This window comes from Streptomyces sp. NBC_01451 (assembly GCF_036227485.1).
Taxonomy (GTDB): Bacteria; Actinomycetota; Actinomycetes; order Streptomycetales; family Streptomycetaceae; genus Streptomyces.
In genome coordinates this window covers 7,011,585-7,033,186 of sequence record NZ_CP109479.1, presented here as the reverse complement: position 1 = coordinate 7,033,186, position 21,602 = coordinate 7,011,585, and the positions used below count along the sequence as shown (strand labels likewise).

The window sequence follows — 21,602 nt, the reverse complement described above, 5'->3', positions numbered from 1 at the left end:
GGATGAGGCGCATGCCGAGCTTTCCTGTGCCCTCTCCCTCCGTTCTTGATCTCGCGCCCGTCGTGCCCGTGGTCGTCGTCGAGGATCTGGCCGACGCCGTGCCGCTCGCCCGGGCGCTCGTCGCGGGGGGACTGCCGGCCATCGAGGTCACCCTGCGTACACCCGTCGCACTCGACGCGATCCGGGCCGTCGCCGAGGGGGTCCCCGGCGCGGTGGTCGGCGCAGGCACCCTCATCTCACCGGCCCAGGTGTCCGACGCGCTCGCCGCCGGGGCGCGTTTTCTCGTCAGCCCGGGCTGGACGGACGTACTGCTGGAGTCCATGCGGGCAGCCGGGGTGCCGTTCCTGCCCGGGGTGTCGACGACGTCCGAGGTCGTCGCGCTGCTGGAGCGCGGGGTGCGGGAGATGAAGTTCTTCCCGGCGGAGGCGGCGGGCGGCACCGCCTACCTGAAGTCGCTGTCCGGGCCGCTCCCCCAGGCCCGCTTCTGCCCGACCGGGGGGATCGGTCCGGCGAACGCGCCCGAGTATCTGGCGCTGCCCAACGTCGGTTGTGTGGGCGGGAGTTGGATGCTTCCGGCGGACGCCGTAGCCGCGCACGACTGGGACCGGGTCGAGGCCCTGGCCCGCGCGGCGGCGAAGCTCCGCCGAGCGGACGCGGTGCTCAGCGCAGGTGGGACGTGTCGTTGAAGAGCCGTACGCTCGCGTTGCCGTCCGCGTAGTACGCCACCGCCGAGAGGGAAGCCGCCGACAGCTCCATGCGGAACAGGGACTCGGGCGGGGCTCCCAGGGCCAGGCGGACGAGGGTCTTGATGGGGGTCACGTGGGTGACCAGCAGGACCGTACGGCCCGCGTGGGCCGCGATCAGCTTGTCGCGGGTGACGGCCATCCGGCGCGCGGTGGCCGCGAAACTCTCGCCGCCGCCCGTCGGTTCGGCCTTCGGGGAGGCCAGCCAGGCGTTCATGTCGTCCGGGTAGCGCTCACGCACCTCGCCGAACGTCAGGCCTTCCCACGCGCCGAAGTCCGTTTCGCGCAGGCCGTCGTCGATGGTCACGTCGAGGCCGAGGCGCTCCGCGACAGCGGCGGCGGTCTGCCGGGTACGGGTCAGGGGGGACGCGACGATCGCCTCGATCGTGCCGCGCCGGGCCAGGGACGCGGCCACCCGCTCGGCCTGGTCCCGGCCCACGTCCGAGAGGGACGGGTCGGTGCCGCCGCTGCCCGAGAAGCGCTTCTGGGGGGTGAGGAGGGTCTCGCCGTGGCGCAGGAGCACGAAGGTCGCGGGCGGGCCGAGATCCGCGGGCGCCGACCAGCCGGCGGCCACCTTCGTGGCGGCGCCGGTGTCCGCGTCGGCGGCCGTGGAGGTGAGGGCTGCGGCCGGCTCCGCCGTCGACGTGGACGCCGACCACTGTTCGCCGCGCCTGCCCGCGTCCATCGCCTCGTTCGCCAAGCGGTCCGCGTGCTTGTTCCTCTCGCGCGGGATCCACTCGTACGTCACCTGCCCGGCGTCCGGGAACACCCGGGCCGCCTCCGCGGCCAGCGGCTTCATGTCCGGGTGCTTGATCTTCCAGCGGCCCGACATCTGCTCGACGACCAGTTTGGAGTCCATGCGGACGTGGACGGTGGCGGTCGGGTCCAGTTCGCGGGCCGCGCGCAGGCCGGCGACCAGCCCCCGGTACTCGGCGACGTTGTTCGTGGCGACGCCGATGTACTCGGCGGCCTCCGCCAGCGTCTCGCCCGTGGCCGCGTCGATGACGACACTGCCGTAGCCCGCGGGGCCCGGGTTGCCCCGGGAACCGCCGTCGGCCTCGACGATGAACTCCCTCACGTCACAAGCTCCTCGCTGACGGACCGCTACCGGACTACAGACCCGACTCCGACGTGCGCACCAGGATGCGGCGGCAGTTCTCGCAGCGCAGTACGGCGTCGCGGGGGGCCGCCTTCACCTCGTTGACCTCGGTGATGTTCAGCTCCAGGCGGCAGCCCTCGCAGCGGCGCTGGAAGAGACGGGCGGCGCCGACCCCGCCCTGCTGCTGGCGCAGCTTGTCGTACAGCTTGAGGAGGTCGTCGGGCACCGAACCCGCGATGACCTCGCGCTCCTTCGTCGCCGTGCCGACCTCGCCGGCGAGGGACTCGTAGGCCGCCTCGCGCCGCGCGGTCGCGTCGTCGATCTTGCCCTGGACGGCGCCGACCCGCTCGGTCAGCTCGGCGACCCGCTCCTGCGCGGACTCACGACGTTCCATGACCTCCAGGACGATGTCCTCCAGGTCGCCCTGCCGCTTGGCGAGGGAGACGATCTCGCGCTGGAGGTTCTCCAGGTCCTTCGGCGAACTGACGGCGCCGGAGTCTAGGCGCTGCTGGTCGCGGGTGGCGCGCTGGCGCACCTGGTCCACGTCCTGCTCGGCCTTGGTCTGCTCGCGGGCGCAGTCGCTCTCCTCGGTCGTCGCGGCCACCAGCAGGTCGCGCAGCTGCGTGAGGTCCTTGGTCAGCGACTCGATCTCGGCGTGCTCGGGCAGCGACTTGCGCTTGTGCGCGAGCTGCTGGAGGCGTACGTCGAGAGCCTGGACGTCGAGAAGTCGGATCTGGTCGGCGGGCTCGGCGTTCAGTTGGGGGCTCCCAGTGCTTCAGAGGTGGTGGTGGACGCCGCGTGGGCGGTCCAGGGGTCGGTGACCGTGGCGGAGACGTGGACCCTCAGGCCCCATCCGTGCCGGTCGGAGATCTCGTCGAGCTGGGCGGCGGCCAGTTCGCACCAGGGCCATTCGGTGGCCCAGTGCGCCGCGTCGAGCAGCGCGAGGGGGTTGTGGGCGCCGACGCTGTGGGCGCGGGCTTCGGACGCCGGGTGGTGGCGGAGGTCCGCGGTGAGGAAGGCGTCCACACCGGCCGCGCGCACCTCGCCGAAGAGGCTGTCCCCGGAGCCGCCGCTGACGGCGACCGTGCGGACGAGTGCCTCGGGATCGCCCGCGACCCGGATGCCCTGCGCGGTCGCGGGCAGCCGTCCGGCGGCCCGGGCGGCGAACTCGCGGACGGTCAGCGGGTGGTCCAGCTCACAGACCCGGCCGAGACCGCGCCGGCCTGCGGGGTCGGTGGGATCCGGTACGAGCGGCCGTACGACCCGCAGGTCGAGGGCGCCGGCCAGGGCGTCGCTGACGCCCGGGTCGGCGACGTCGGCGTTGGTGTGGGCGACGTGGAGGGCGATGTCGTGCTTGATGAGGGTGTGCACGACCCGGCCCTTGAAGGTGTCCGCCGCGACCGTGGTCGTACCGCGCAGATAGAGCGGGTGGTGGGTGACCAGCAGGTCGGCACCCAGCTTCACGGCCTCGTCGACGATGTCCTGGACCGGATCCACCGCGAACAGGACCCGGGAGACCTCCTGGTCGGGGTCTCCGCAGACGGTGCCGACCGCGTCCCAGCTCTCGGCCCGCTCGGGGGGCCAGAGGGCGTCCAGCACGGCGATGACTTCAGACAGACGGGGCACGACGCAAGGCTACCTGGCCCCCCTTCCGCGCCTGAACCGGCGCCGGTCCCGCGGATGTGGTCACCCGCCGTCGGGGTTCCTCGGATGCCGGTCGCGGCGGCGTTCGCAAAGAGTTGCGGCAGCATCCGCGAGGACGCACAGGCGCCCGCCGAGCCCCGGCCAGCACACGCGCCACCGTTTCCTCAGGCGAATCGTCGCCGGGCCACCCTTATGTGTGAAATGGCCGCCGCCCGGTCCCACGTCTGTGCGTGCGAAAACTAGTTTCGTCGCCGGAGGTGACCGATCGATGACGGCCTGTGCGATCGAAGCGATCGAGCCCATGATCGAAGCCATGGCGGAGGACCGATTTTCCCCCGGGGCGGAGTTGGCGATCACGGCGGACGGTGCCTACGCGGCCCGGCTCGCACGAAACGGCGACTCCTGGTTCCCGGAGCGCTGGACACTCGACGGGCCCGAGCCGTACGCCGTGCCGCTGCCCGGCAACCAGCCCGAGGAGCCCGGCACACAGGTGCTGCCGATGGGCGACGGCCGGGTCCTCATCCACCGTCCGATCGACGGCCGGCACACCTTCGCGCTCCTCTATCCGACCGGACCCGGCACCGGCGAACTCCCCCTCGGCGCGGTCGAGTGCCCCGACGCCGGCACCCCGCTGCGTCTGCTGCCCCCGGCTCCGGGCGGCGACCGCGCGTACGCCCTCGCCGTGGGCCGGCGTTCCACGACGGTGTGGCTGGTGGCGGGCGGCGCCTTCGGACCCGAGTACGTCACGGAGGTTCCCGGCCGTTGCTCGGGCGGGGTCTGGCTGGACCGCACGGGACGGCTGCTCGCCCTGGACCGGGAGGTCGGAGGGCGCACCAAGGCGATCGTGGTCGATCTGGAGCGCGACGGCGAGGTGTCCTTGCTGCTCCAGATCTCGGCGGAGAGCAACGACCGGCTGCTGCTCGCGGACGCGGACAGCGGACTGCTGCTGATCGGCTCGGACGCGCCCTCGCCCGGCGGGCAGGAACGGTTGGGCTGGGGAGTGCTGGGCAGCACCCTGCCGGTGCGTTTCCCGGAGTGCCTGCGCATCGACGGGTGCGCTCTCACACCGTTCGCGATCCAGCCGGGGCAGGTGCTGACGCCGGAGAGCTGCGGGGTGGCGTTGCGCGTGGACGGTCCGGCGGGGAGTTGGGTGGCGGTGTGGCGGCCCTCGGAGCGGCAGGTGCGGCATCTTCCGGCGCCGGAGGGGTGGTTGCCGGGCGCCGGGCTGTGGAGCAGGGACGGGGAGCTTCAACTGCCCTGTGCGACAGGGGAGATGCCGTGCGGGGTGGCCCGGGTGCGGGCCGGGAGGCCCGAAGGGTCCGCGGAGGGTGCGACGTCGGAGTCAGAGATGGGGACGGGGACGGGGACGGGGATGGAGATCGGTGCGGGGATGGGTGCCGGTCCGGAAGCGGCCCTGCCCGCGCCTGTCGCCGTGGCCCGGCCCGTGCCCTTGCAGCAGGCTCCGCTGGGGCGGCTCGTGGCGAAGGCCGGGAAGCCCGGTAACGAAGTGACGAAGCTTGTAACGAACTAGTCCCGGTGGGGGTGTGCGGCTCGTGTCACCCCGATGTGGGCTGGTTAAGATCACCCGGCTGTCAGAAGGATCATGTTGACGGGGTGAAAGACTTTCCGATGAACGACACAAACACCATGCAGCCGCTGTCCGCCGATGCCCACGAGGCCACGGGCCACAGCAACGGCCAGGGCAGACACCGGGGTCCGGTCTCGGCGCACAACGACGAGGCGACTCCGCACGGCCGTCACCGCAAGCCGTCCGAGCAGGCCGAGAACAGGGCCTGACGGTACGTCGGTACATCGATACATCGAGTGACGTGCGGCCCCGCCCGGCTGGTTACCGGGCGGGGCCGCTTTCCTCCGACCTCTGCCCTGTCAGCCGCGCTTGAGGCCGAGCACCTCCGCCGCGGCGAACGTCTCCCCGGCGGGCCGGTCCGCGTAGTGCGGGGTGAGGAGGGCGTCCAGTTCGTCGTAGGTGAAGGTGTCCTGCTTGCTGTCGAACTTGGCGGCCACCCGCGGGCGTTCGACGACGGCGACCATCCCGCCGTGGACGACGAGCAACTGTCCGTTGACGTGTCCGGCAGCCGGTGAGGCCAAGTAGCCGACGAGCGGCGCGACATGCTCGGGGGCGAGGGGGTCAAGGCCCGTGTCGGGCTGCTCGAAGCCCTGGAAGACGTCCTCGGTCATACGGGTCCGGGCACGTGGACAGATGGCGTTCGCCGTCACTCCGTACTTGGCGAGGGCGAGCGCCGTGGAGGTGGTCAGGCCGACGATTCCGCCTTTCGCGGCGGCGTAGTTGGGCTGGCCCGCCGAACCGGCGAGAAACGCCTCCGAGGACGTGTTCACGATCCGCCCGTACACCGGTGCTCCGGTCGCCTTGGCGCGCCCCCGCCAGTGCGCGGCGGCGAAGTGGGTCGTGTTGAAGTGCCCCTTGAGGTGGACCCGTATGACGGCGTCCCACTCCCCCTCCGTCATGGAGAAGACCATGCGGTCGCGCAGGATGCCCGCGTTGTTGACGAGGATGTCCAGCTTGCCGAACTCGGAGATCGCCAACTCAACCAGTTCACGCGCCTGTTGGTGATCGGCCACGTCTCCGGTGTGGGCGACCGCCGTGCCGCCCGCCGCGCGGATACCGGCGGCGACCTCCTCGGCGGGGGTGGCGGACGCCTCGCCGGAACCGTCCCGGCCGGGCTGCCCGTAGTCGTTGACGACGACGGCCGCGCCGAGCCGGGCCAGTTCCAGCGCCTCGACCCGGCCGAGACCGCGCCCCGCGCCCGTGACGATCGCGGCGAGTCCCTCAAGTGGCAGTGACGGTGACAGCAGTGACATCGGCGTCCTTCAGATCTCGATGCACGTACGCAGCGCGGTTCCCGTACGCATCTGGTCGAGTGCCTCGTTGATGCCGGCGAGCGGCACGCGGTGGGTGATGAGGCCCGCGAGGTCGACGCGTCCGGCGCGCCAGAGGGCGATCGTGCGCTCGTAGGACCGCAGGACGTCGCCGCCGCCGTACATGGACGGCAGGATGCGCTTCTCGTCGAAGAACAGCTCGAACATGTTGAGTTGGAGGTTGTCGTCCATGGCGCCCGCGCCGACGACGACCATGGTGCCGCCGCGCCGGGTGGTGTCGTAGGCGGTGCGGGCGGTGGCGGAGCGGCCGACGACCTCGAAGACGTAGTCGAAGCCCTCGCCGCCGGTGACCTGTTGCTTGGCGTCGGCCAGTTCGTCCGGCGAAACCGCCTTCGTGGCACCGAACTTGAGCGCGGACTCGCGGCGCGAGAGCACCGGGTCGACGGCGACGATCTCGGCGGCGCCCTGGAGCCGCGCGCCCTGTATCGCGGAGATGCCGACGCCTCCGCAGCCGATGACGGCTACCGACGAACCGGCCCGCACATCGGCGGTGTTGATGGCGGCGCCGAGTCCGGTGGTCACCCCGCAGCCGATGAGCGCGGCGATGTCGAAGGGCACGTCGTCGGGGATGGGCACGGCACAGCCGGCGTCCAGAACGACCTCCTCGGCGAAGGTGCCGGTGCCGGCCATGCCGAAGATGTCGCCGCCGGGGCGCCTGAAGTTGGGGGTGCCGGCGTTCATGAACCCGGCGAGGCACAGCTCGGTCTGGCCGCGCCTGCACGCCGGACACGCGCCGCAGGCGGGCAGCCAGCAGACGACGACCCGGTCACCGGCCTTCAAGTTGCTTACGCCCTCCCCGACTTCGAGGATCTCCCCGGCGCCTTCGTGGCCGGGGACGAAGGGCGCCGGCTGCGGCAGTACGCCGCTCATCGCGGAGAGGTCCGAGTGGCACAGCCCGGTGGCCCGTATCCGGACCCTCACCTTGCCGGGGCCGAAGCCCACGGCCTCGACGTCGTCCAGGACGTCCAGCTTGTCCTGCCCGATCTCGTGCAGTACGGCTGCGCGCATTGGTGCGGCTCCCTTCGGGGACCTACAGCGATGTACAGGGGTGTACGGGGCGTACAGGGAGGTGCGAGTACGTGTGCTCGGCCATGATCACGAGTGCGTGGTCACGAGGGCGGGGTCAAGAGGGCGAGGTCATGAGTGTTCGACGACCGTGTCGGCCAGTACGGGTGCGTCGTCCCGTTCGACGGCGGTGACCGACACCTGGACGCGGTCCGGTTCGTGCGTCCACATCCGGATGCGCAGGGTCTCCCCGGGGAACACGACCCCGGCGAAGCGGGTGCGGTACGCGCGGACCCGGCCGACGTCCCCGCCGAGCACCGTGTCGACGACCGCCTTGAGCGTCATGCCGTATGTGCACAGCCCGTGCAGGATGGGCCGCTCGAACCCGGCGCGGGCGGCGAAGTCGGGGTCGGCGTGCAGCGGGTTCCAGTCCCCGGAGAGCCGGTAGAGCAGCGCCTGATCCTCCCGGACGGTCCGCTCGACGACCTTCGTGGGTTCGGCGTCGGGCGCCGGGAGCCGGTTCGAGGGCCCCCGGTCGCCGCCCCATCCGCCCTCCCCCCGTACGAAGATCTGCGCGTCGCTCGTCCACAACGGCCCGTCGGCGTCGGCGACTTCGGTGCGCATCACGAGGATCGCCGCGCTGCCCTTGTCGTACACGGCGGCGATGCTCCCGGTGGCGCGTGCCCTGCCCTCGACCGGGATCGGGCGGTGCAGCTCGATGCTCTGGCCGCCGTGCAGGACGTGCGCGAGGTCGACGTCGACGCCGGGCATGGACAGACCGCTGATCACGTCCGGGGAGTCGTTGCCTGCGACGGTGGCGAAGCTGGGCAGGACGTGCAGCCGGGATTCGAGGGTGTAGTTCAGCTCGCCGGGGTCGGTCGCGGGGATGCCGGCGCCGATGCCGAGGTGGTAGAGCTGGACGTCCTTGCGACCCCAGGCGATCTCTGCGGACCGGGGTTCGGCGGCGACGGCCTTGGCGGCGTCAATGGGCATGGGGCTCCTGATCAACTGACGGGACGGACATCTCACACGGCAGGCGTCTGGCAGGACTGACAACGCACAGGCCTCACAGTGCGCAGGCCTGACAACTCACTGGACTGAGACCTCGGTACGACCGTCCGCACCGTCGGCCGCACCGAGGTCGATACGGGCCGATCTAGAACGCGTTCCAGTCCGGCGCCCCCTGTTGTATAGCCGAGCGGTCCTGAGTTGTGAATACTCCTGACGATGCGTCAGTTGCGCGGTCCCGGGCCGGACGGCACGCCGGGCCGGGACATTTGTCCTGCCGGAGTCCGTACATCGGCATCTGCCCGGCGTGACCCCCGCTTCGTACGCTGTCGTCCATGTTCTGGATGCGAGAGGCCGCCTGCCAGGTCGGCGAGTGGCGCGCCGAGCGGGCCCGATGGCGGGCGGACATGGACCGGTTCAAGGCCGCCCGGCGTGCCGCGCGGAAGTCGGGCGGCCGGCTGCCGGAGCCGGAGAACCCGGGCCCGCCGCCCACCGGATTCGCCCTGCTGCCCTGGCTGCTGATGGGCATGGGCTCCTTCTCCAACCTCCTCCAGGGCCGGACCCCGCTGCCCTGGATCGGCGCGCTGGGCCTGCTCACCTTCAACTCCCTCTACATCTACGTCACGTTCCGCGCCTTCGCGAAGGAGACGCGGGACGCCAGGTCGACGCGGGTGGCGCTCGTCGCGATGGGCGCGGTGACCTGCGCGCTGGCGATCGTCTACGGCGGCAGCTGGCTGTACTTCTTCCCGCTGCTCGGGCTGGCCACGGGCGCGGTGATGCGCGGCCCATGGCTGGGCCGCACCGGACTCGCGCTCACCGCCCTCGCGGCGACGGTCTCCTCCGTCCGGGACGGCTGGGACGCGCTGAACGTGGCGTACGGGACCTTCCTGTCGACGATGGTGACGGCGGCGATCCTGTCCCTGACCGAGGCGGTACGTGAACTGCGGGCGGCGCGTGAGGAGTTGGCGCGTCGCGCGGTCGAGGAGGAACGGCTGCGCTTCTCCCGCGACCTGCACGACCTGCTGGGCCACACCCTGTCGGTGATCGTGGTGAAGTCGGAGGCCGCCCGGCGGCTGGCGCCCCGGGACATGGACGCGGCCCTGCTCCAGATCACGGACATCGAGTCGGTCGGCCGCCAGGCCCTGACGGAGATCCGCGAGGCCGTGACCGGCTACCGGCAGGGCGGCCTGGCCACGGAACTGGACCGGGCGGACTCGGTCCTGACGGCGGCGGCCGTCACTCCGGTGATCCACCGCTCGGGCCCGCCCCTGCCGCCGCCGACGGAGGCGCTGCTGGGCTGGGTGGTGCGCGAGGCGGTCACGAACGTCCTGCGGCACAGCGGTGCCACCCGCTGCGAGATCACGGTGGAGGGCATGGGGCCGAGGAGCGCGGGCGCCGAGGGCACGGGCGGGGAGAGTACGGGCGGGGAGAGTACGGGCGAACGCGTGCGGCTGAGTGTCGCGGACGACGGGACGGGCGTGACGCCGCCCGCGGGGGCCACGCGGACGGATATCGGCGGCACGGGACTCAAGGGGCTGACGGAACGCCTGGCGGCGGCCGGGGGCTCACTGTCGGCGGGCCCGATGCCGCGGGGCGGATTCCTGGTGACGGCCGAACTCCCCGGCCCGACCGCCGAAACACCCTCCCCCGCACCTTCCTCCTCGTCGTCACCCTCACCCTCGCCCCCTTCCTCACCCTCGCCCCCTTCCTCACCCTCGCCCCCTTCCTCACCCTCGCCCCCTGCGTCTTCCTCGCCCTCGACCTCCTCCTCGCCGTCCGCCTTGCCCCCGCCCTCGCCCCCGTCACCTTCTTCGCCCTCTTCTTCCCAGGTCAACCGCCGCATCCGGCCTACCCTTGCTCCGTGAACGAGATGCCCCGGGATCACCGTCCCTCGAAGTCCATCAGGGTCCTCCTCGCCGAGGACCAGCAGATGATGCGCGGCGCTCTCGCCCTGTTGCTCGGGATGGAGCCGGACATCGAGGTCGTCGCCCAGGTCGCGTCCGGCGACGCGATCGTCGACGCGGCGCTGCTGCGCCGCCCGGATGTGGCGCTCCTCGACATCGAGCTGCCCGGCATCAGCGGGCTGGACGCCGCCGCCCGGCTCCGTGACGAGGCCCCCGACTGCCGGGTGCTGATCCTGACCACCTTCGGCCGCCCCGGCTATCTGCGCCGGGCCATGGAGGCGGGGGCCGCCGGGTTCCTCGTCAAGGACGGGCCCGTGGAGGAGCTGGCGGCGGCGATCCGCCGTGTGCTGACCGGGGAGACGGTCATCGACCCCGCCCTCGCCGCCGCCGCGCTCAGCGCCGGGCCCAATCCGCTCACCGCCCGCGAGTGCGAGGTGCTGAAGGCGTCGGTGGACGGGGCGACGGTCGCCGATGTCGCCGGCAGGCTCCACCTCTCCGAGTCGACGGTCCGCAACTATCTCTCGGCGGCCATCGGGAAGACCGGGACCCGCAACCGGGCGGAGGCGGTGCGGGAGGCCCGGCAGCAGGGGTGGCTCTAGGCGCCGGTCCGACGGTCTGCCGGTCTGCCGGTCCGACGGTCTGCCGGTCCGACGGTCTGCCGGTCTGCCGGTCCGACGAGCCGTGCCCCGCGCAGGACGGCTGAGAGGCCCTGACACGTGACGGCGGCTCAGATTCCCATGAGCAGGTCAAGGATTAGTTAGTACGCCAAAACATCGGAATAGTTGCCCAGGCACACGGGTTCGTCACACACGTACCCCGCCCGGATCCGCCTGGAGGCCCCACCCCATGACGCACACGACGACCGACCGGCCCGCCGGTGGAAGCGGCAGAACCGGCGGGGCCATAGTCCCGGTGCTCGCCTTCGCGGGCATCGTTGTCGCGGTCATGCAGACCCTGCTCGTCCCCGTCATCAAGGACCTGCCCCAGCTGCTGAGCACCTCGCCCAGCAACGCCACCTGGGTGCTGACCTCGACGCTTCTCTCCGGAGCCGTGGCCACGCCGATCATGGGACGGCTCGGCGACCTGTTCGGCAAGCGGCGCATGCTGATCGCGAGCCTGTCCGTGATGGTGGTCGGCGCCCTTGTCAGCGCGCTCACCAGCGACCTGCTGACCATGATCGCGGGACGTACCCTCCAGGGCTTCGCCATGGGCGCCATCCCGCTCGGCATCGGTCTGATGCGCGACATGCTGCCCCGCGAGAAGCTCCCCTCGGCGATGGCCCTGATGAGCTCCTCCATCGGCGTCGGCGGCGGCCTCGCCCTCCCCCTCGCCGCGCTGATCGCCCAGCACTCCGACTGGCACGCCCTCTTCTACGGCGCCGCCGGTCTCGGCGCGCTCGCCATCGTCCTCACCCTGTTCGTCGTACCCGAGTCCGAAATGCGCGCCGAGGGCACCTTCGACGTGCTCGGGGCCATCGGACTGTCCGCCGGTCTGGTCCTCTTCCTCCTCCCGATCACCAAGGGCAGCGACTGGGGCTGGACCTCCGGCACCACGCTCGGCCTGTTCGGCGCGTCCGCCGTCGTCCTCCTGCTGTGGGGCGTGCTGGAGCTGCGCCTCAAGGCCCCGCTGGTGGACCTGCGGACCACCGCCCGGCCGGCCGTCCTCTTCACCAACCTCGCCTCGATCATGGTCGGCGTCTCCTTCTACGTCGTCTCACTCGTCCTGCCCCAGCTCCTCCAGCTGCCCACCTCCACCGGCTACGGCCTCGGCCAGTCCATGGTCATGGCGGGCCTGATCGTGGCGCCGCTCGGCCTGACGATGATGTTCACGGCCCCCGTCTACGCCCGCCTCTCCGCCAAGTACGGGCCCAAGGTCACCCTGATCCTCGGCCTGCTGATCATCGGCATCGGCTACGGCGCCGGCCTGGGCCTGATGAGCGCCGCCTGGCAGTCCCTCGTCATCGCGGTCGTCCTGGGCGCGGGCATCGGCCTCGCCTACTCCTCCCTCCCCGCCCTGATCGTCGGCGCGGTACCGGCCTCCGAGACCGGCGCGGCCAACGGCCTGAACACCCTCATGCGCTCCATCGGTACGTCCGTGTCCAGCGCCGTCATCGGCATGGTGCTCGCCAACACCGCGGACCACGTGGGCGGCGTGGCGATCCCGACCATGCACGGCTTCCGGGTCTCCTTCCTGATCGCCACGGGTGCGGTGACGGTCGGTCTGCTGCTGGCCCTGTTCCTGCCGGGGCGGCGCCCGGCGAGCAGGCCGCAGCTGCTGGCCAGCAGTGAGCAGGACGCCGCGCTCGGCTCCGGGTTCCGTGGGCGGGTGCTGGGTGCCGACGGCAGTCCGGTCGCCCGTGCGAAGGTCACGCTGATCGACCAGCGGGGGCGCCAGGCGGGCGCGACGCTGTCCGGGGCCGACGGGAGCTATGCGCTCGCCGTCCCCTCGCGGGGTGCGTATGTCCTGGCCGCGAGGGCCTCCGGTCATGGGCCGCTTGCCTCGTCGGCGACGCATGCGGGTGAGGAGGGGACGGTCGATCTCGACCTGTCCCTGCCCGGGGAGACCGTCAGCGCGTAGGCGCTGCGCGCGGGCGCGGCGCGGAGGTGTGTTTTCGGCTGCGGGTCCGCCGTGGCCGGTCGCGCAGTTCCCCGCGCCCCTATGGGGGCACCCCCGTCGTCAACATCTCCCCGGTTGTACGGCAGCATGAGGCTCCCGCACGCTCGTACGACCGGAAGGAACCCCATGACCGCGGCAGCGCCCAAGCCGGAGATTCTGGCCGCTTTCGAGGCCGCCAAGGGGTTCATGCCCGCCGGTGAGGGGCTCGCGCTGTACGAGGCAGCCGTGGCGGCGGGGGCGCTCGGGCTGCCGTTGCTGGAGGTCGGGACGTACTGCGGGCGTTCCACGGTGCTGCTCGCCGACGCGGCCCGCGCGGCCGGGGTCACGGCGGTCACCGTCGATCATCACCGGGGCAGCGAGGAGCAGCAGCCGGGGTGGGACTACCACGACCCGGAGACCGTCGACCCGGAGCTCGGTGTGATGGACACCCTGCCGCTCTTCCGGCGCACCCTGCGCACCGCCGGCCTGGAGGACCACGTGATCGCGGTCGTCGGGCGTTCGCCGCAGGTGGCGCGGATCTGGAACTCGCCGCTCGGCCTGGTCTTCATCGACGGCGGACACACCGACGAGCACGCCACCGCCGACTACGAGGGCTGGGCCCCGCACGTCGCCGAGGGCGGCCTCCTCCTCATCCACGACGTGTACCCCGACCCCGAGGACGAGTTCACCGGCCAGGCGCCCTACCGCGTCTACCTCCGTGCCCTCGCCTCCGGCGCCTTCACCGAGGTCTCCGCGACCGACTCGCTGCGCGTCCTGCGGCGAACGGGAGCCGGAGTCCGAGGCCCCGGTTAGAGTCGCTGTCGTGTCCTACGCAGGCCCCGGCTTCGAGCCGCCCCAGCCCTCTCGTTCCGCTGCGCGCCGCCCGCTGGCCGTCGCCCTCGCCGTGCTGGTGCTGGGCGCGACAGGGGGGTGGTTCGTCTGGGGGGCCGTCGCGGACGACGGTGACCGGGACGGCAAGAGCCTGGCGGAGGCCGGCGGCGTCTATCCGTCCCTGTCGCCGATCGCACCGCCCGACTTCTCCTTCCCCAGCCGGCCGGCGACCCCGCTGACGGGCAAGGTCGTCGTCATCGACCCCGGGCACAACCCCGGCAACTTCAAGCACACCGCCGAGATCGCCCGCAAGGTGAACATCGGCACGAACTCGAAGGAGTGCGACACCACCGGTACCGCCACCAACAGCGGTTACACGGAGGCCGAGTTCACCCTCGATGTCGCGCGGCGGCTGCGGACGGTCCTCGAACAGGAGGGCGCCACCGTGAAGTTCACCCAGGACGGCGACCGCTCCGACTACGCCTTCGGGCCGTGCGTGGACGAGCGCGCCCGGATCGGGAACGCCGCGCACGCCGACGCAGTCGTCTCCATCCACGCCGACGGGAGCGCGCAGGGCAACCGCGGGTTCCATGTGATCCTGCCGGGGGCGGTGCACGAAGGGGCCGCGGACACCCGGCCGATCGTCGCGTCCTCCCGGCTGCTCGGCGAGGACATCAAGGCCGGGTTCATCCGCGAGACGGGCTCCGCGCCCTCCAACTACATCGGCGGCGGTACCGGTCTGGACACCCGCACGGACCTCGGCGGTCTCAATCTGTCAACGGTTCCGAAGGTGTTCATCGAGTGCGGCAACATGCGTGACAGCAAGGACGCGGCGCTGCTGACCAGCGGATCCTGGCGGCAGGAGGCGGCGCAGGGGATCTCTGAGGGAATCGTGAGTTTTCTGCGCGGGTCGTGATCAACGTGTGCATCCCGGCGGACAGTCCGCTCGGGCGGACGATAATGTCGTGCCCCTACGCACGATCGATTGACGGCCGAGCGATGACGACCGACCGAATGACGACGATGAGACGACCTACGAAGGACCTGAGGACCTGAAGTGAATATCCGCTCCCTCACTCGAGGCGACGGCGTGGTGATCGGAGCAGCGGTATTGCTGTTCATCGCGTCGTTCCTCGACATCTACTCCGTCGACGGCGCCACGGGCGTCGACATGCCGAGCGCCTGGGCCAGCGGACCGCTCCTGATGGGCGTCGTCCTGGCGGGCCTCATCGGTGCCGCGCTCGTCGTGGTGTCGCACGGTCTGCCGCAGGTGCCCAAGGTCGCCGGCATCGAGCTCGGCCAGTTCGGTGTCGCCTTCACCGTCTTCGCGGCGTGGAGCGCGCTGGGCAACGTCTTCGACCCGGCGGGCGGCATCGACAACGTCGGCAGCAACTCCGGTTCGGGCCCGGACGCCGGTACCGGTCTGATCCTCTCCCTCGTGGCGACGGTCGTCATGGCCGCCGCCGCGGTCGCCACCCCGCTGGTTCCGGCCCTGAAGGGCGCCCTGGTCGGCGCCCCCAAGCCGCCCGCCCCGCAGCCGTACGGCGGTCAGCCCTTCCCCGGCGGCCAGCCCCAGGGCAGCTACGGCTACCCGGGCGCCGACGCCCAGCAGCCGCCGTACGGCGGCCAGCCGCAGACCGCTCAGCCCTTCGGCGCCGGTGCCGGTGCCGGTGCGGCTCAGCCGCAGCAGCAGGCACAGCCGCCGGCCCCGGACTTCGCCCCGTTCTGGTTCGCCGTGCCGGTGCCGCGTCCCCTGTTCGCGGAGGACGGCTCCGCGACGGCGATCGCCGAACTGGCCCCCGGTACCTGGTACCTGGCCGTCGAGCAGCGCGGCCAGGGCCTCATCGCCCAGACGCAGGACGGCCGCAGGGGCGTCCTCCAGGACACCTCCGGCATCCAGCGCGGATAGCACCGCCTGCGGGATTCGTGAGCCGCGGCCCCCTGCCCTTCCGGGCGGGGGGCCGTTGTCGTACAGTCGCGACCGGCGCTCTCACATCTGACGGACCGTCAGGAGGCAGGCATGCGGCTCGGTCTCGCGCTCGGCTACTGGGGTCGCGGCCCCTCCCCGGACCATGTACCGCTCGCCCAGGAGGCCGAACGGCTCGGCTACGACTCGGTGTGGACCGCCGAGTCCTGGGGCTCGGACGCGTTCACCCCCTTGACGTGGATCGCGGCGCAGACGTCAAGGATCAAGCTGGGTACGGCGGTTGCCCAGATGGCGGCCCGCTCGCCGACGACCACCGCGATGCACGCCCTCACCCTCGACCACCTCTCCGGCGGACGCGTCATGCTCGGGCTCGGCCTGTCCGGCCCACAGGTCGTCGAGGGCTGGTACGGGCGCCCGTTCCCGAGGTCGCCGCTCACCGCGACCCGGGAGTACGTGGCTGTCGTACGCCAGGTCCTCCGGCGCGAGGCCCCCGTCGAACTGGAGGGACGCTTCCACTCCCTGCCGTACAGCGGGCCGGACGGCACCGGCATCGGCAAGCCGCTGAAGTCGATCACCCATCCCCTGCGCGCCGAACTCCCCGTCCTGCTCGGTGCGGAGGGGCCGAAGAACATCGCCCAGACGGCCCGGATCGCCGACGGCTGGCTGCCCCTGTACTGGTCCCCGCTGCGGGACGGGATGTACGAGGAGCCGCTGAGCGGGGCTCCGGAGGGGTTCCTCGTCGCGCCGATGGCGCAGGCCCGTGTCTGCGCCGACGTGTCCGAAGGGCTGCTGCCCGTCAAGACGATGCTCGGGTTCTACATCGGCGGGATGGGGCACGCGGCCCGCAACTTCCACGCCGACCTGATGGCCCGCATGGGGTACGAGGAGGAGGCCCGGCGGATCCAGGAGCTCTTCCTGGCCGGGCGGCGGGAGGAGGCCGTGCTGGCCGTGCCGGACGCCTTCGCCGACGAGATCTCCCTCGTCGGGCCGCGTGAACGCATCGCGGAGCGGCTGGAGTTGTGGCGCAAGGGGCCGGTGACGGACCTGCTCGTCCTCTCCCCCGACCCGCACACCCTGCGCGTGCTCGCCGAGCTCAACTCCTGACGGGCGGACCGACGGCCGACCGACGGCGCCCAGTTGGTTTCATCCGGGGTTTCGGGGCAACCCGGAGGTCATGTCCTCTGCATACCGCCGTGGTAACAACCAGGCCGGGACGGTCATCGCGATCGTCGCCGACATCATGGCCGTCATCCTCGGCCTCTGGATCCTGATGTACCTGCTGGACGCGAACCGCGCGAACGACTTCGTGCAGGTCGTCCACGACGCGGCCTCCTGGCTGGCGGGCTGGTCGCGCGACCTGTTCACGTTCGACGAGCAGTGGGCGCGGGTCGTCGCCGGGTACGGACTGGCCGCCATCGTCTACCTGTTCGTCGGCCACGCGATCGCCAACCGCGTCAACCGGCACTGAGCACCGGCCGACAGGGCTGGACCCCCGGCTACTCGCAGCAGTCGGGGTCCAGCCCCGTCGGCAGCAGTTCGCCGCCGAACACCGCGCAGGTCGCCTCGTGGCCGCCGAGCGCGGCGACCGCGAGGAGCAGTGAACCCGCGGTCCAGGTGGTGAGTTCACGCGGCCAGACCGCCCTGGCGTCGAACACGTAACCCGTCCAGTACAGGCCGCTGTCCGGGTCGCGCAGGTGCTGGATCGACTGGAGGATCTCCAGGGCCCGGTCGGACTCGCCCACCGCCCAGAGCGCCAGAGCCAGTTCGGCCGACTCACCGCCGGTCACCCACGGGTTGGGCACGACACAGCGCACCCCGAGCCGGGGGACGACGAAGCGCTCCCAGCCCTCCTCTATGCGGGACTTGGCCTCCGAACCCGTCAACGCGCCGCCCAGGACCGGGTAGTACCAGTCCATCGAGTAGCGGTCCTTGTCGAGGAACCGCTCCGGGTGCCGGCGGATCGCGTGCCGCAGCGCTCCCACCGCCAACTCCCAGTCGGGCTGCGGCTCTTCACGTTCCTCGGCGATGGCGAGCGCGCAGCGCAGCGCGTGATGGATCGACGAACTCCCGGTCAGCAGGCCGTCCTTGACGTCCGTGCCGTCGTCCTCGCGCTTCCACCCGATCTCGCCGCCGGGCTGCTGAAGCTGGAGCACGAACTCGACGGCCGCGAAGACCGTCGGCCACATCCGGTCGAGGAAGGTGTCGTCGCCGGTGGCGAGGTAGTGGTGCCAGACGCCGACGGCTATGTAGGCGACGAAGTTGGTCTCCCGGCCCCGGTCGGTGACGGCGGCGGCCTCCCCGTCGGCGTACGCGGCGTACCAGGAGCCGTCCGGGACCTGGTGGGCGGCCAGCCACAGGTAGGCCCGCTCGGCGGCCTCGTGCTCGCCGGCCGCGTCCAGGGCCATCGCCGACTCGGTGTGGTCCCAGGGGTCGAGATGGTGGCCCCGGAACCACGGAATGGCCCCGTCCGCGCGCTGCTCCGCGAGGATCCCGCGGACGGTGGCGGCTGCCTGCTCGGCGGTGAGGACCCCGGGCAGGACGAGGTGTTCTGTCCGGGGCGTGGTCACTTGACGGCCACCTTGGCGTCGGCCTTGGCTTCGGACTTGGCTTCCGGCTCGGCGTCGGACCCGGGAAGGTTCGGGAGGTGCGGCTTGGTCGCGTACGCCACGAAGCTCTTTCCGATCAGCGGGTTCAGCGCCTGCTCGGCGGCCCGGGTGACCAGCGGCTTCTTCATGATGTCCCAGACCAGCAGCTTGTGGTAGGCGCGCACCGGCAGCACCTTGTCGTTGTCCACGCCGAACGCGCACTTCAGCCACCAGTACGGGGAGTGCAGGGCGTGGGCGTGGTGCGTGCCGTAGGGATTCAGTCCCGCTTCCCTGATCTTCGCGAGGAGTTCGTCCGCCTTGTAGATGCGGATGTGGCCGCCCTCGACCTCGTGGTAGGCGTCGGAGAGGGACCAGCAGACCTTCTCGGGCCCGTAGCGCGGCACGGTGATCGCGATCCGGCCGCCGGGCTTCAGCACCCGCACCATCTCCGCGAGCACGCCCTTGTCGTCCGGGATGTGCTCCATGACCTCGGAGATGATCACGACGTCGAAGGACTCGTCGGGGAACGGCAGCGCCAGGGCGTTGCCCTCCATGGCCGTCGCGGTCGCCCCCGCGGGTGCCTCGCCCGCCTCCTTCATCGCGGCGAACCACTTGGCGACCTCGCGGATCTCCTCACCGTTCTGGTCGAGGGCCACGACCTGGGCGCCGCGCCGGTAGCACTCGAACGCGTGCCGGCCGGCTCCGCAGCCGAGGTCCAGTACGCGGTCGCCCGGGGCGAGCGGGAACCGGGTGAAGTCGACGGTCAGCACGAAGTCCTGCTTTCGCGGTCGGGGGTCACGTCGGGGGTGTGCGTCGGCACGGACTTGCGGGCGGGCGCCGAGCGGGCGATCGCCTCGCGGTAGTGGGCCGCCGTGCCCTCCGCGGCCCGGGCCCAGGTGAAGCGGGTCAGCACGCGCTCACGGCCGGCCCGGCCCAGGCGCGCCCGCAGTTCCGGGTCGGCGAGGAGGGTGGCCAGGGCGGTGGCCAGGGCTCCCGGGTCGCCCGGCGGGACCGCCAGGCACGTCTCGCCGTCGGGGCCGGCCACCTCGGGGATCGCTCCGCCGGTGGTGGCGACCAGGGGCGTGGCGGTGGCCATCGCCTCGGCCGCCGGGAGGGAGAAGCCCTCGTACAGGGACGGTACGCAGGCGATCTCCGCCGAGCGGACCAGGTCGACGAGTTCGGCGTCCGAGATGCCCTTCACGAACTCGACGGCGCCTTCGAGGCCGTACCGCTCGATGGCCTGGGCGACGGGCCCGTCCTCGGCGCGCTTGCCGACGACCACGAGGTGGGCGGCGGGATGTTCCGTACGGACCTTCGCCAGCGCCTCGACGAGGAACACCAGCCCCTTGAGGGGAACGTCCGCGCTGGACGTGGTCACGATGCGGCCCGGTACCTGACGCACCGCCGGGTCGGGCGAGAAGAGGTCGGTGTCCGCGCCGATGTGCACGACGTGGATGCGCTCGTCCCGTACGCCGAGATGGTCGACGATCTCCTGGCGCGAGGTACCCGAGACGGTGAGCACCGAGGGCAGGCGGCGCGCCACCCGCTTCTGCATGCGCGTGAAGCCGTACCAGCGCCGTACGGACATCCGCCGGCGCATGCTCTCGGCCGCGTCCAGCTCCAACTGCCGGTCCACGGTGATGGGGTGGTGGATCGTGGTGACGAGCGGGGCACCTATGTCGCCCAACAGGCCGTATCCGAGCGTCTGGTTGTCGTGCACGACGTCGAACTCGCCGCTCCGGGCGCGCAGTTGGCGGCGGGCGCGGAGGGAGAAGGTGAGCGGTTCGGGGAAGCCGCCGGTCCACATGGTGGCGACTTCGAGCGCGTCGATCCAGTCGCGGTACTCGTCGCGCCCCGGAGTGCGGAAGGGGTCCGGGTGGCGGTACAGGTCGAGGCTGGGCAGCTCGGTGAGGACGGGATCGGGACCGGGGCCGGAACCGGCGGCGGACCCGTCACGGCCGTCGAGTACGTCCAGCACGGGGTACGGCTGGGAGCCGATGACCTCGACGCGGTGACCGAGCCGGGCCAGTTCGCGCGACAGATGGCGTACGTAGACGCCCTGGCCGCCGCAGAACGGGTTCCCCTTATAGGTCAGAAGTGCGATGTTGAGCGGTCGCTCGCCGTCCGCTGCAGGATCCCCCGGAGGGCCTGCCTCGCTGGCCTCGGCCGTCACTCCTGGCCCCCTTCTCCCCACGGTTTCCCGCGAGACTACGACGGGACGCTAATCTAGAACAAGTTTCAGACTTGATCGTTCAGGAGGCTCCGAATCTACCGGCAGGCACCTCGGCTGTGAGCGGTGGATCAGGTGATTCGCACCACGGCCGCCGCACGACCCGACGTGCCATGCTGACTGTTTGCTGACATACGCCTGCCGGATCGCTGCCTGATCACCGCCTGATCGTCACGCGATCACCGACTGTCACGGAACGGGACCCATGCCTGCCGACGCGAAGGTGGAAGCACACACGGCGCGACCGAGTTCGCCGTCCGGTCCGGCGTCCCGGTCCGGGGCGGCATCGGGTTCCGTGGCCACGTCCGGTTCCGGGGCCACGTCCGGTTCCGGGGCCACGTCCGGTTCCGGTTCGCCGGCTGCCGCGCTGCCGCCGTCCGCTCCGCTCACCGAGCGGCAGCAGGCCCGGCGGCGGCGGATCCTGCACGCGAGCGCGCAGTTGGCGAGCCGGGGCGGGTTCGACGCGGTGCAGATGCGGGAGGTCGCGGAGTCCTCGCAGGTCGCGCTCGGCACGCTCTACCGGTACTTCCCGTCCAAGGTCCATCTGCTGGTCGCCACCATGCAGGACCAGCTGGAACACATGCACGGCACACTGCGCAAGAAGCCGCCGACGGGTGAGACGGCCGCGGAGCGGGTCGCGGAGACCCTGATGCGCGCCTTCCGCGCGCTCCAGCGTGAGCCGCATCTGGCGGACGCGATGGTGCGGGCGCTGACGTTCGCGGACCGCAGTGTCTCGCCGGAGGTCGACCAGGTCTCCCGTCAGACGACGGCGATCATCCTGGACTCGATGGGGCTGGGCGACCCGGGCCGGGGGCACCCGACGCCCGAGCAGCTCTCGGCGGTCCGCGTCATCGAGCACACCTGGCACTCGGCGCTGATCACCTGGCTGTCGGGCCGCGCCTCGATCGCCCAGGTGAAGATCGACATCGAGACGGTGTGCCGGCTGATCGACCTGACGGATCCCTCCGGGGAGCCGGGCGGGCGGTGAGGTCTTCGCCCCCGCCGCCCCTACCCGCCCCATCCCCGGGCGCTGCCGCCCCCATACCCCCACTACGGCCCTGAAGGGACCTCGTCCTCGAACGCCGGACGGGCTGGATGGTGCCGGCCCGCGC

Annotated in this window: 21 protein-coding genes; 12 read left to right on the top strand and 9 right to left on the bottom strand. The window is 71.7% G+C overall.

All coding sequences use genetic code 11. The features are described 5' to 3' along the window. Nucleotides 1–11 precede the first annotated feature (11 nt). The gene (eda, locus tag OG595_RS30880; RefSeq protein ID WP_329277654.1) at nt 12–686 is read left to right on the top strand and encodes a bifunctional 4-hydroxy-2-oxoglutarate aldolase/2-dehydro-3-deoxy-phosphogluconate aldolase; all 675 of its coding nucleotides are present in this window, start codon (nt 12–14) and stop codon (nt 684–686) included. On the opposite strand, the gene OG595_RS30875 is transcribed toward eda, so the two are convergent. The 3 genes from OG595_RS30875 to OG595_RS30865 are packed head-to-tail and all read right to left on the bottom strand — an operon-like array spanning nt 661 to nt 3,468. Further along, nucleotides 661–1,821 carry a bifunctional RNase H/acid phosphatase gene (locus OG595_RS30875; RefSeq protein ID WP_329277652.1) on the bottom strand — a complete coding sequence of 387 codons (1,161 nt, stop codon included), beginning with the start codon at nt 1,819–1,821 and terminating at the stop codon, nt 661–663. The two genes, eda and OG595_RS30875, sit on opposite strands and share 26 nt — an antisense overlap. Before the next feature lie 34 nt (nt 1,822–1,855). Beyond that, complete coding sequence (locus OG595_RS30870; protein ID WP_329283365.1) at nt 1,856–2,599, bottom strand: zinc ribbon domain-containing protein; 744 nt, start codon at nt 2,597–2,599, stop codon at nt 1,856–1,858. Beyond that, entirely contained in the window at nt 2,596–3,468 is an 873-nt protein-coding gene (locus OG595_RS30865) for a Nif3-like dinuclear metal center hexameric protein (RefSeq protein ID WP_329277651.1), read from the bottom strand. The genes OG595_RS30870 and OG595_RS30865 overlap by 4 nt, the downstream gene beginning before the upstream one ends. A 286-nt stretch (nt 3,469–3,754) precedes the next feature. Here OG595_RS30865 and OG595_RS30860 point away from each other — a divergent pair, with 286 nt between their 5' ends. Further along, on the top strand, nt 3,755–5,017 hold the full coding sequence (locus OG595_RS30860; RefSeq protein ID WP_329277650.1) for a hypothetical protein: 1,263 nt from the start codon (nt 3,755–3,757) through the stop codon (nt 5,015–5,017). Between the two features lie 98 nt (nt 5,018–5,115). Next, the gene (locus OG595_RS30855) at nt 5,116–5,283 is read left to right on the top strand and encodes a hypothetical protein (RefSeq protein WP_329277649.1); all 168 of its coding nucleotides are present in this window, start codon (nt 5,116–5,118) and stop codon (nt 5,281–5,283) included. Between the two features lie 90 nt (nt 5,284–5,373). Here the strand turns inward: OG595_RS30855 and OG595_RS30850 are convergent, their stop codons facing one another. From OG595_RS30850 to OG595_RS30840, 3 genes are all read right to left on the bottom strand, one after another. Continuing rightward, the gene (locus tag OG595_RS30850; RefSeq protein ID WP_329277648.1) at nt 5,374–6,327 is read right to left on the bottom strand and encodes a 3-oxoacyl-ACP reductase; all 954 of its coding nucleotides are present in this window, start codon (nt 6,325–6,327) and stop codon (nt 5,374–5,376) included. Between the two features lie 9 nt (nt 6,328–6,336). Then, on the bottom strand, nt 6,337–7,413 hold the full coding sequence (locus OG595_RS30845) for a Zn-dependent alcohol dehydrogenase (RefSeq protein ID WP_329277647.1): 1,077 nt from the start codon (nt 7,411–7,413) through the stop codon (nt 6,337–6,339). Nucleotides 7,414–7,542: 129 nt separating this feature from the next. Beyond that, nucleotides 7,543–8,403, bottom strand: coding sequence for a MaoC/PaaZ C-terminal domain-containing protein (locus OG595_RS30840; protein ID WP_329277645.1), 861 nt, complete (start codon nt 8,401–8,403; stop codon nt 7,543–7,545). A 350-nt stretch (nt 8,404–8,753) separates the two neighbouring features. Between OG595_RS30840 and OG595_RS30835 the strand changes: the two genes are divergently transcribed. The 8 genes from OG595_RS30835 to OG595_RS30800 all read left to right on the top strand — a co-directional run bounded on the left by OG595_RS30835 (nt 8,754) and on the right by OG595_RS30800 (nt 17,143). Beyond that, nucleotides 8,754–10,283, top strand: a complete 1,530-nt coding sequence (locus OG595_RS30835; RefSeq protein WP_329277641.1) for a sensor histidine kinase — start codon at nt 8,754–8,756, stop codon at nt 10,281–10,283. A 5-nt stretch (nt 10,284–10,288) separates the two neighbouring features. Next, nucleotides 10,289–10,921 (top strand): response regulator transcription factor, encoded by a 633-nt coding sequence (locus OG595_RS30830; RefSeq protein ID WP_329283364.1) that lies wholly within the window; start codon nt 10,289–10,291, stop codon nt 10,919–10,921. A 247-nt stretch (nt 10,922–11,168) separates the two neighbouring features. Beyond that, on the top strand, nt 11,169–12,899 hold the full coding sequence (locus tag OG595_RS30825; protein ID WP_329277640.1) for an MFS transporter: 1,731 nt from the start codon (nt 11,169–11,171) through the stop codon (nt 12,897–12,899). Between the two features lie 165 nt (nt 12,900–13,064). Continuing rightward, a complete protein-coding gene (locus tag OG595_RS30820; RefSeq protein WP_329277638.1) occupies nt 13,065–13,730 on the top strand; it encodes a class I SAM-dependent methyltransferase in 666 nt (221 codons plus the stop codon). Between the two features lie 10 nt (nt 13,731–13,740). Beyond that, complete coding sequence (locus tag OG595_RS30815) at nt 13,741–14,664, top strand: N-acetylmuramoyl-L-alanine amidase (protein WP_329277635.1); 924 nt, start codon at nt 13,741–13,743, stop codon at nt 14,662–14,664. A 141-nt stretch (nt 14,665–14,805) separates the two neighbouring features. Further along, nucleotides 14,806–15,657 carry a hypothetical protein gene (locus OG595_RS30810; RefSeq protein WP_329277633.1) on the top strand — a complete coding sequence of 284 codons (852 nt, stop codon included), beginning with the start codon at nt 14,806–14,808 and terminating at the stop codon, nt 15,655–15,657. Between the two features lie 111 nt (nt 15,658–15,768). After that, nucleotides 15,769–16,779, top strand: a complete 1,011-nt coding sequence (locus OG595_RS30805; RefSeq protein WP_329277631.1) for an LLM class F420-dependent oxidoreductase — start codon at nt 15,769–15,771, stop codon at nt 16,777–16,779. A gap of 70 nt (nt 16,780–16,849) precedes the next feature. Then, on the top strand, nt 16,850–17,143 hold the full coding sequence (locus OG595_RS30800) for a hypothetical protein (RefSeq protein WP_327694505.1): 294 nt from the start codon (nt 16,850–16,852) through the stop codon (nt 17,141–17,143). Nucleotides 17,144–17,171: 28 nt separating this feature from the next. Here the strand turns inward: OG595_RS30800 and OG595_RS30795 are convergent, their stop codons facing one another. The 3 genes from OG595_RS30795 to OG595_RS30785 are packed head-to-tail and all read right to left on the bottom strand — an operon-like array spanning nt 17,172 to nt 20,433. Then, nucleotides 17,172–18,242 carry a prenyltransferase gene (locus OG595_RS30795; RefSeq protein WP_329277629.1) on the bottom strand — a complete coding sequence of 357 codons (1,071 nt, stop codon included), beginning with the start codon at nt 18,240–18,242 and terminating at the stop codon, nt 17,172–17,174. Next, the gene (locus tag OG595_RS30790) at nt 18,239–19,030 is read right to left on the bottom strand and encodes a class I SAM-dependent methyltransferase (protein ID WP_329277627.1); all 792 of its coding nucleotides are present in this window, start codon (nt 19,028–19,030) and stop codon (nt 18,239–18,241) included. The genes OG595_RS30795 and OG595_RS30790 overlap by 4 nt, the downstream gene beginning before the upstream one ends. Beyond that, nucleotides 19,024–20,433: a glycosyltransferase family 4 protein gene (locus OG595_RS30785; protein WP_329277626.1), complete on the bottom strand. Its 1,410-nt coding sequence runs from the start codon at nt 20,431–20,433 to the stop codon at nt 19,024–19,026. The genes OG595_RS30790 and OG595_RS30785 overlap by 7 nt, the downstream gene beginning before the upstream one ends. A gap of 262 nt (nt 20,434–20,695) precedes the next feature. On the opposite strand from OG595_RS30785, the gene OG595_RS30780 reads away from it, so the two are divergent. Further along, a complete protein-coding gene (locus OG595_RS30780) occupies nt 20,696–21,478 on the top strand; it encodes a TetR family transcriptional regulator (protein WP_329277625.1) in 783 nt (260 codons plus the stop codon). The last annotated feature ends 124 nt before the right edge of the window (nt 21,479–21,602 follow it).

Coding starts and splice junctions, on each gene's coding strand:
- eda (WP_329277654.1), top strand. CDS start 12: ATGCCGAGCTTTCCTGTGCCCTCTCCCTCCGTTCTTGATCTCGCGCCC.
- OG595_RS30860 (WP_329277650.1), top strand. CDS start 3,755: ATGACGGCCTGTGCGATCGAAGCGATCGAGCCCATGATCGAAGCCATG.
- OG595_RS30855 (WP_329277649.1), top strand. CDS start 5,116: ATGAACGACACAAACACCATGCAGCCGCTGTCCGCCGATGCCCACGAG.
- OG595_RS30850 (WP_329277648.1), bottom strand. CDS start 6,327: ATGTCACTGCTGTCACCGTCACTGCCACTTGAGGGACTCGCCGCGATC.
- OG595_RS30845 (WP_329277647.1), bottom strand. CDS start 7,413: ATGCGCGCAGCCGTACTGCACGAGATCGGGCAGGACAAGCTGGACGTC.
- OG595_RS30840 (WP_329277645.1), bottom strand. CDS start 8,403: ATGCCCATTGACGCCGCCAAGGCCGTCGCCGCCGAACCCCGGTCCGCA.
- OG595_RS30835 (WP_329277641.1), top strand. CDS start 8,754: ATGTTCTGGATGCGAGAGGCCGCCTGCCAGGTCGGCGAGTGGCGCGCC.
- OG595_RS30830 (WP_329283364.1), top strand. CDS start 10,289: ATGCCCCGGGATCACCGTCCCTCGAAGTCCATCAGGGTCCTCCTCGCC.
- OG595_RS30825 (WP_329277640.1), top strand. CDS start 11,169: ATGACGCACACGACGACCGACCGGCCCGCCGGTGGAAGCGGCAGAACC.
- OG595_RS30820 (WP_329277638.1), top strand. CDS start 13,065: ATGACCGCGGCAGCGCCCAAGCCGGAGATTCTGGCCGCTTTCGAGGCC.
- OG595_RS30805 (WP_329277631.1), top strand. CDS start 15,769: ATGCGGCTCGGTCTCGCGCTCGGCTACTGGGGTCGCGGCCCCTCCCCG.
- OG595_RS30800 (WP_327694505.1), top strand. CDS start 16,850: ATGTCCTCTGCATACCGCCGTGGTAACAACCAGGCCGGGACGGTCATC.
- OG595_RS30780 (WP_329277625.1), top strand. CDS start 20,696: ATGCCTGCCGACGCGAAGGTGGAAGCACACACGGCGCGACCGAGTTCG.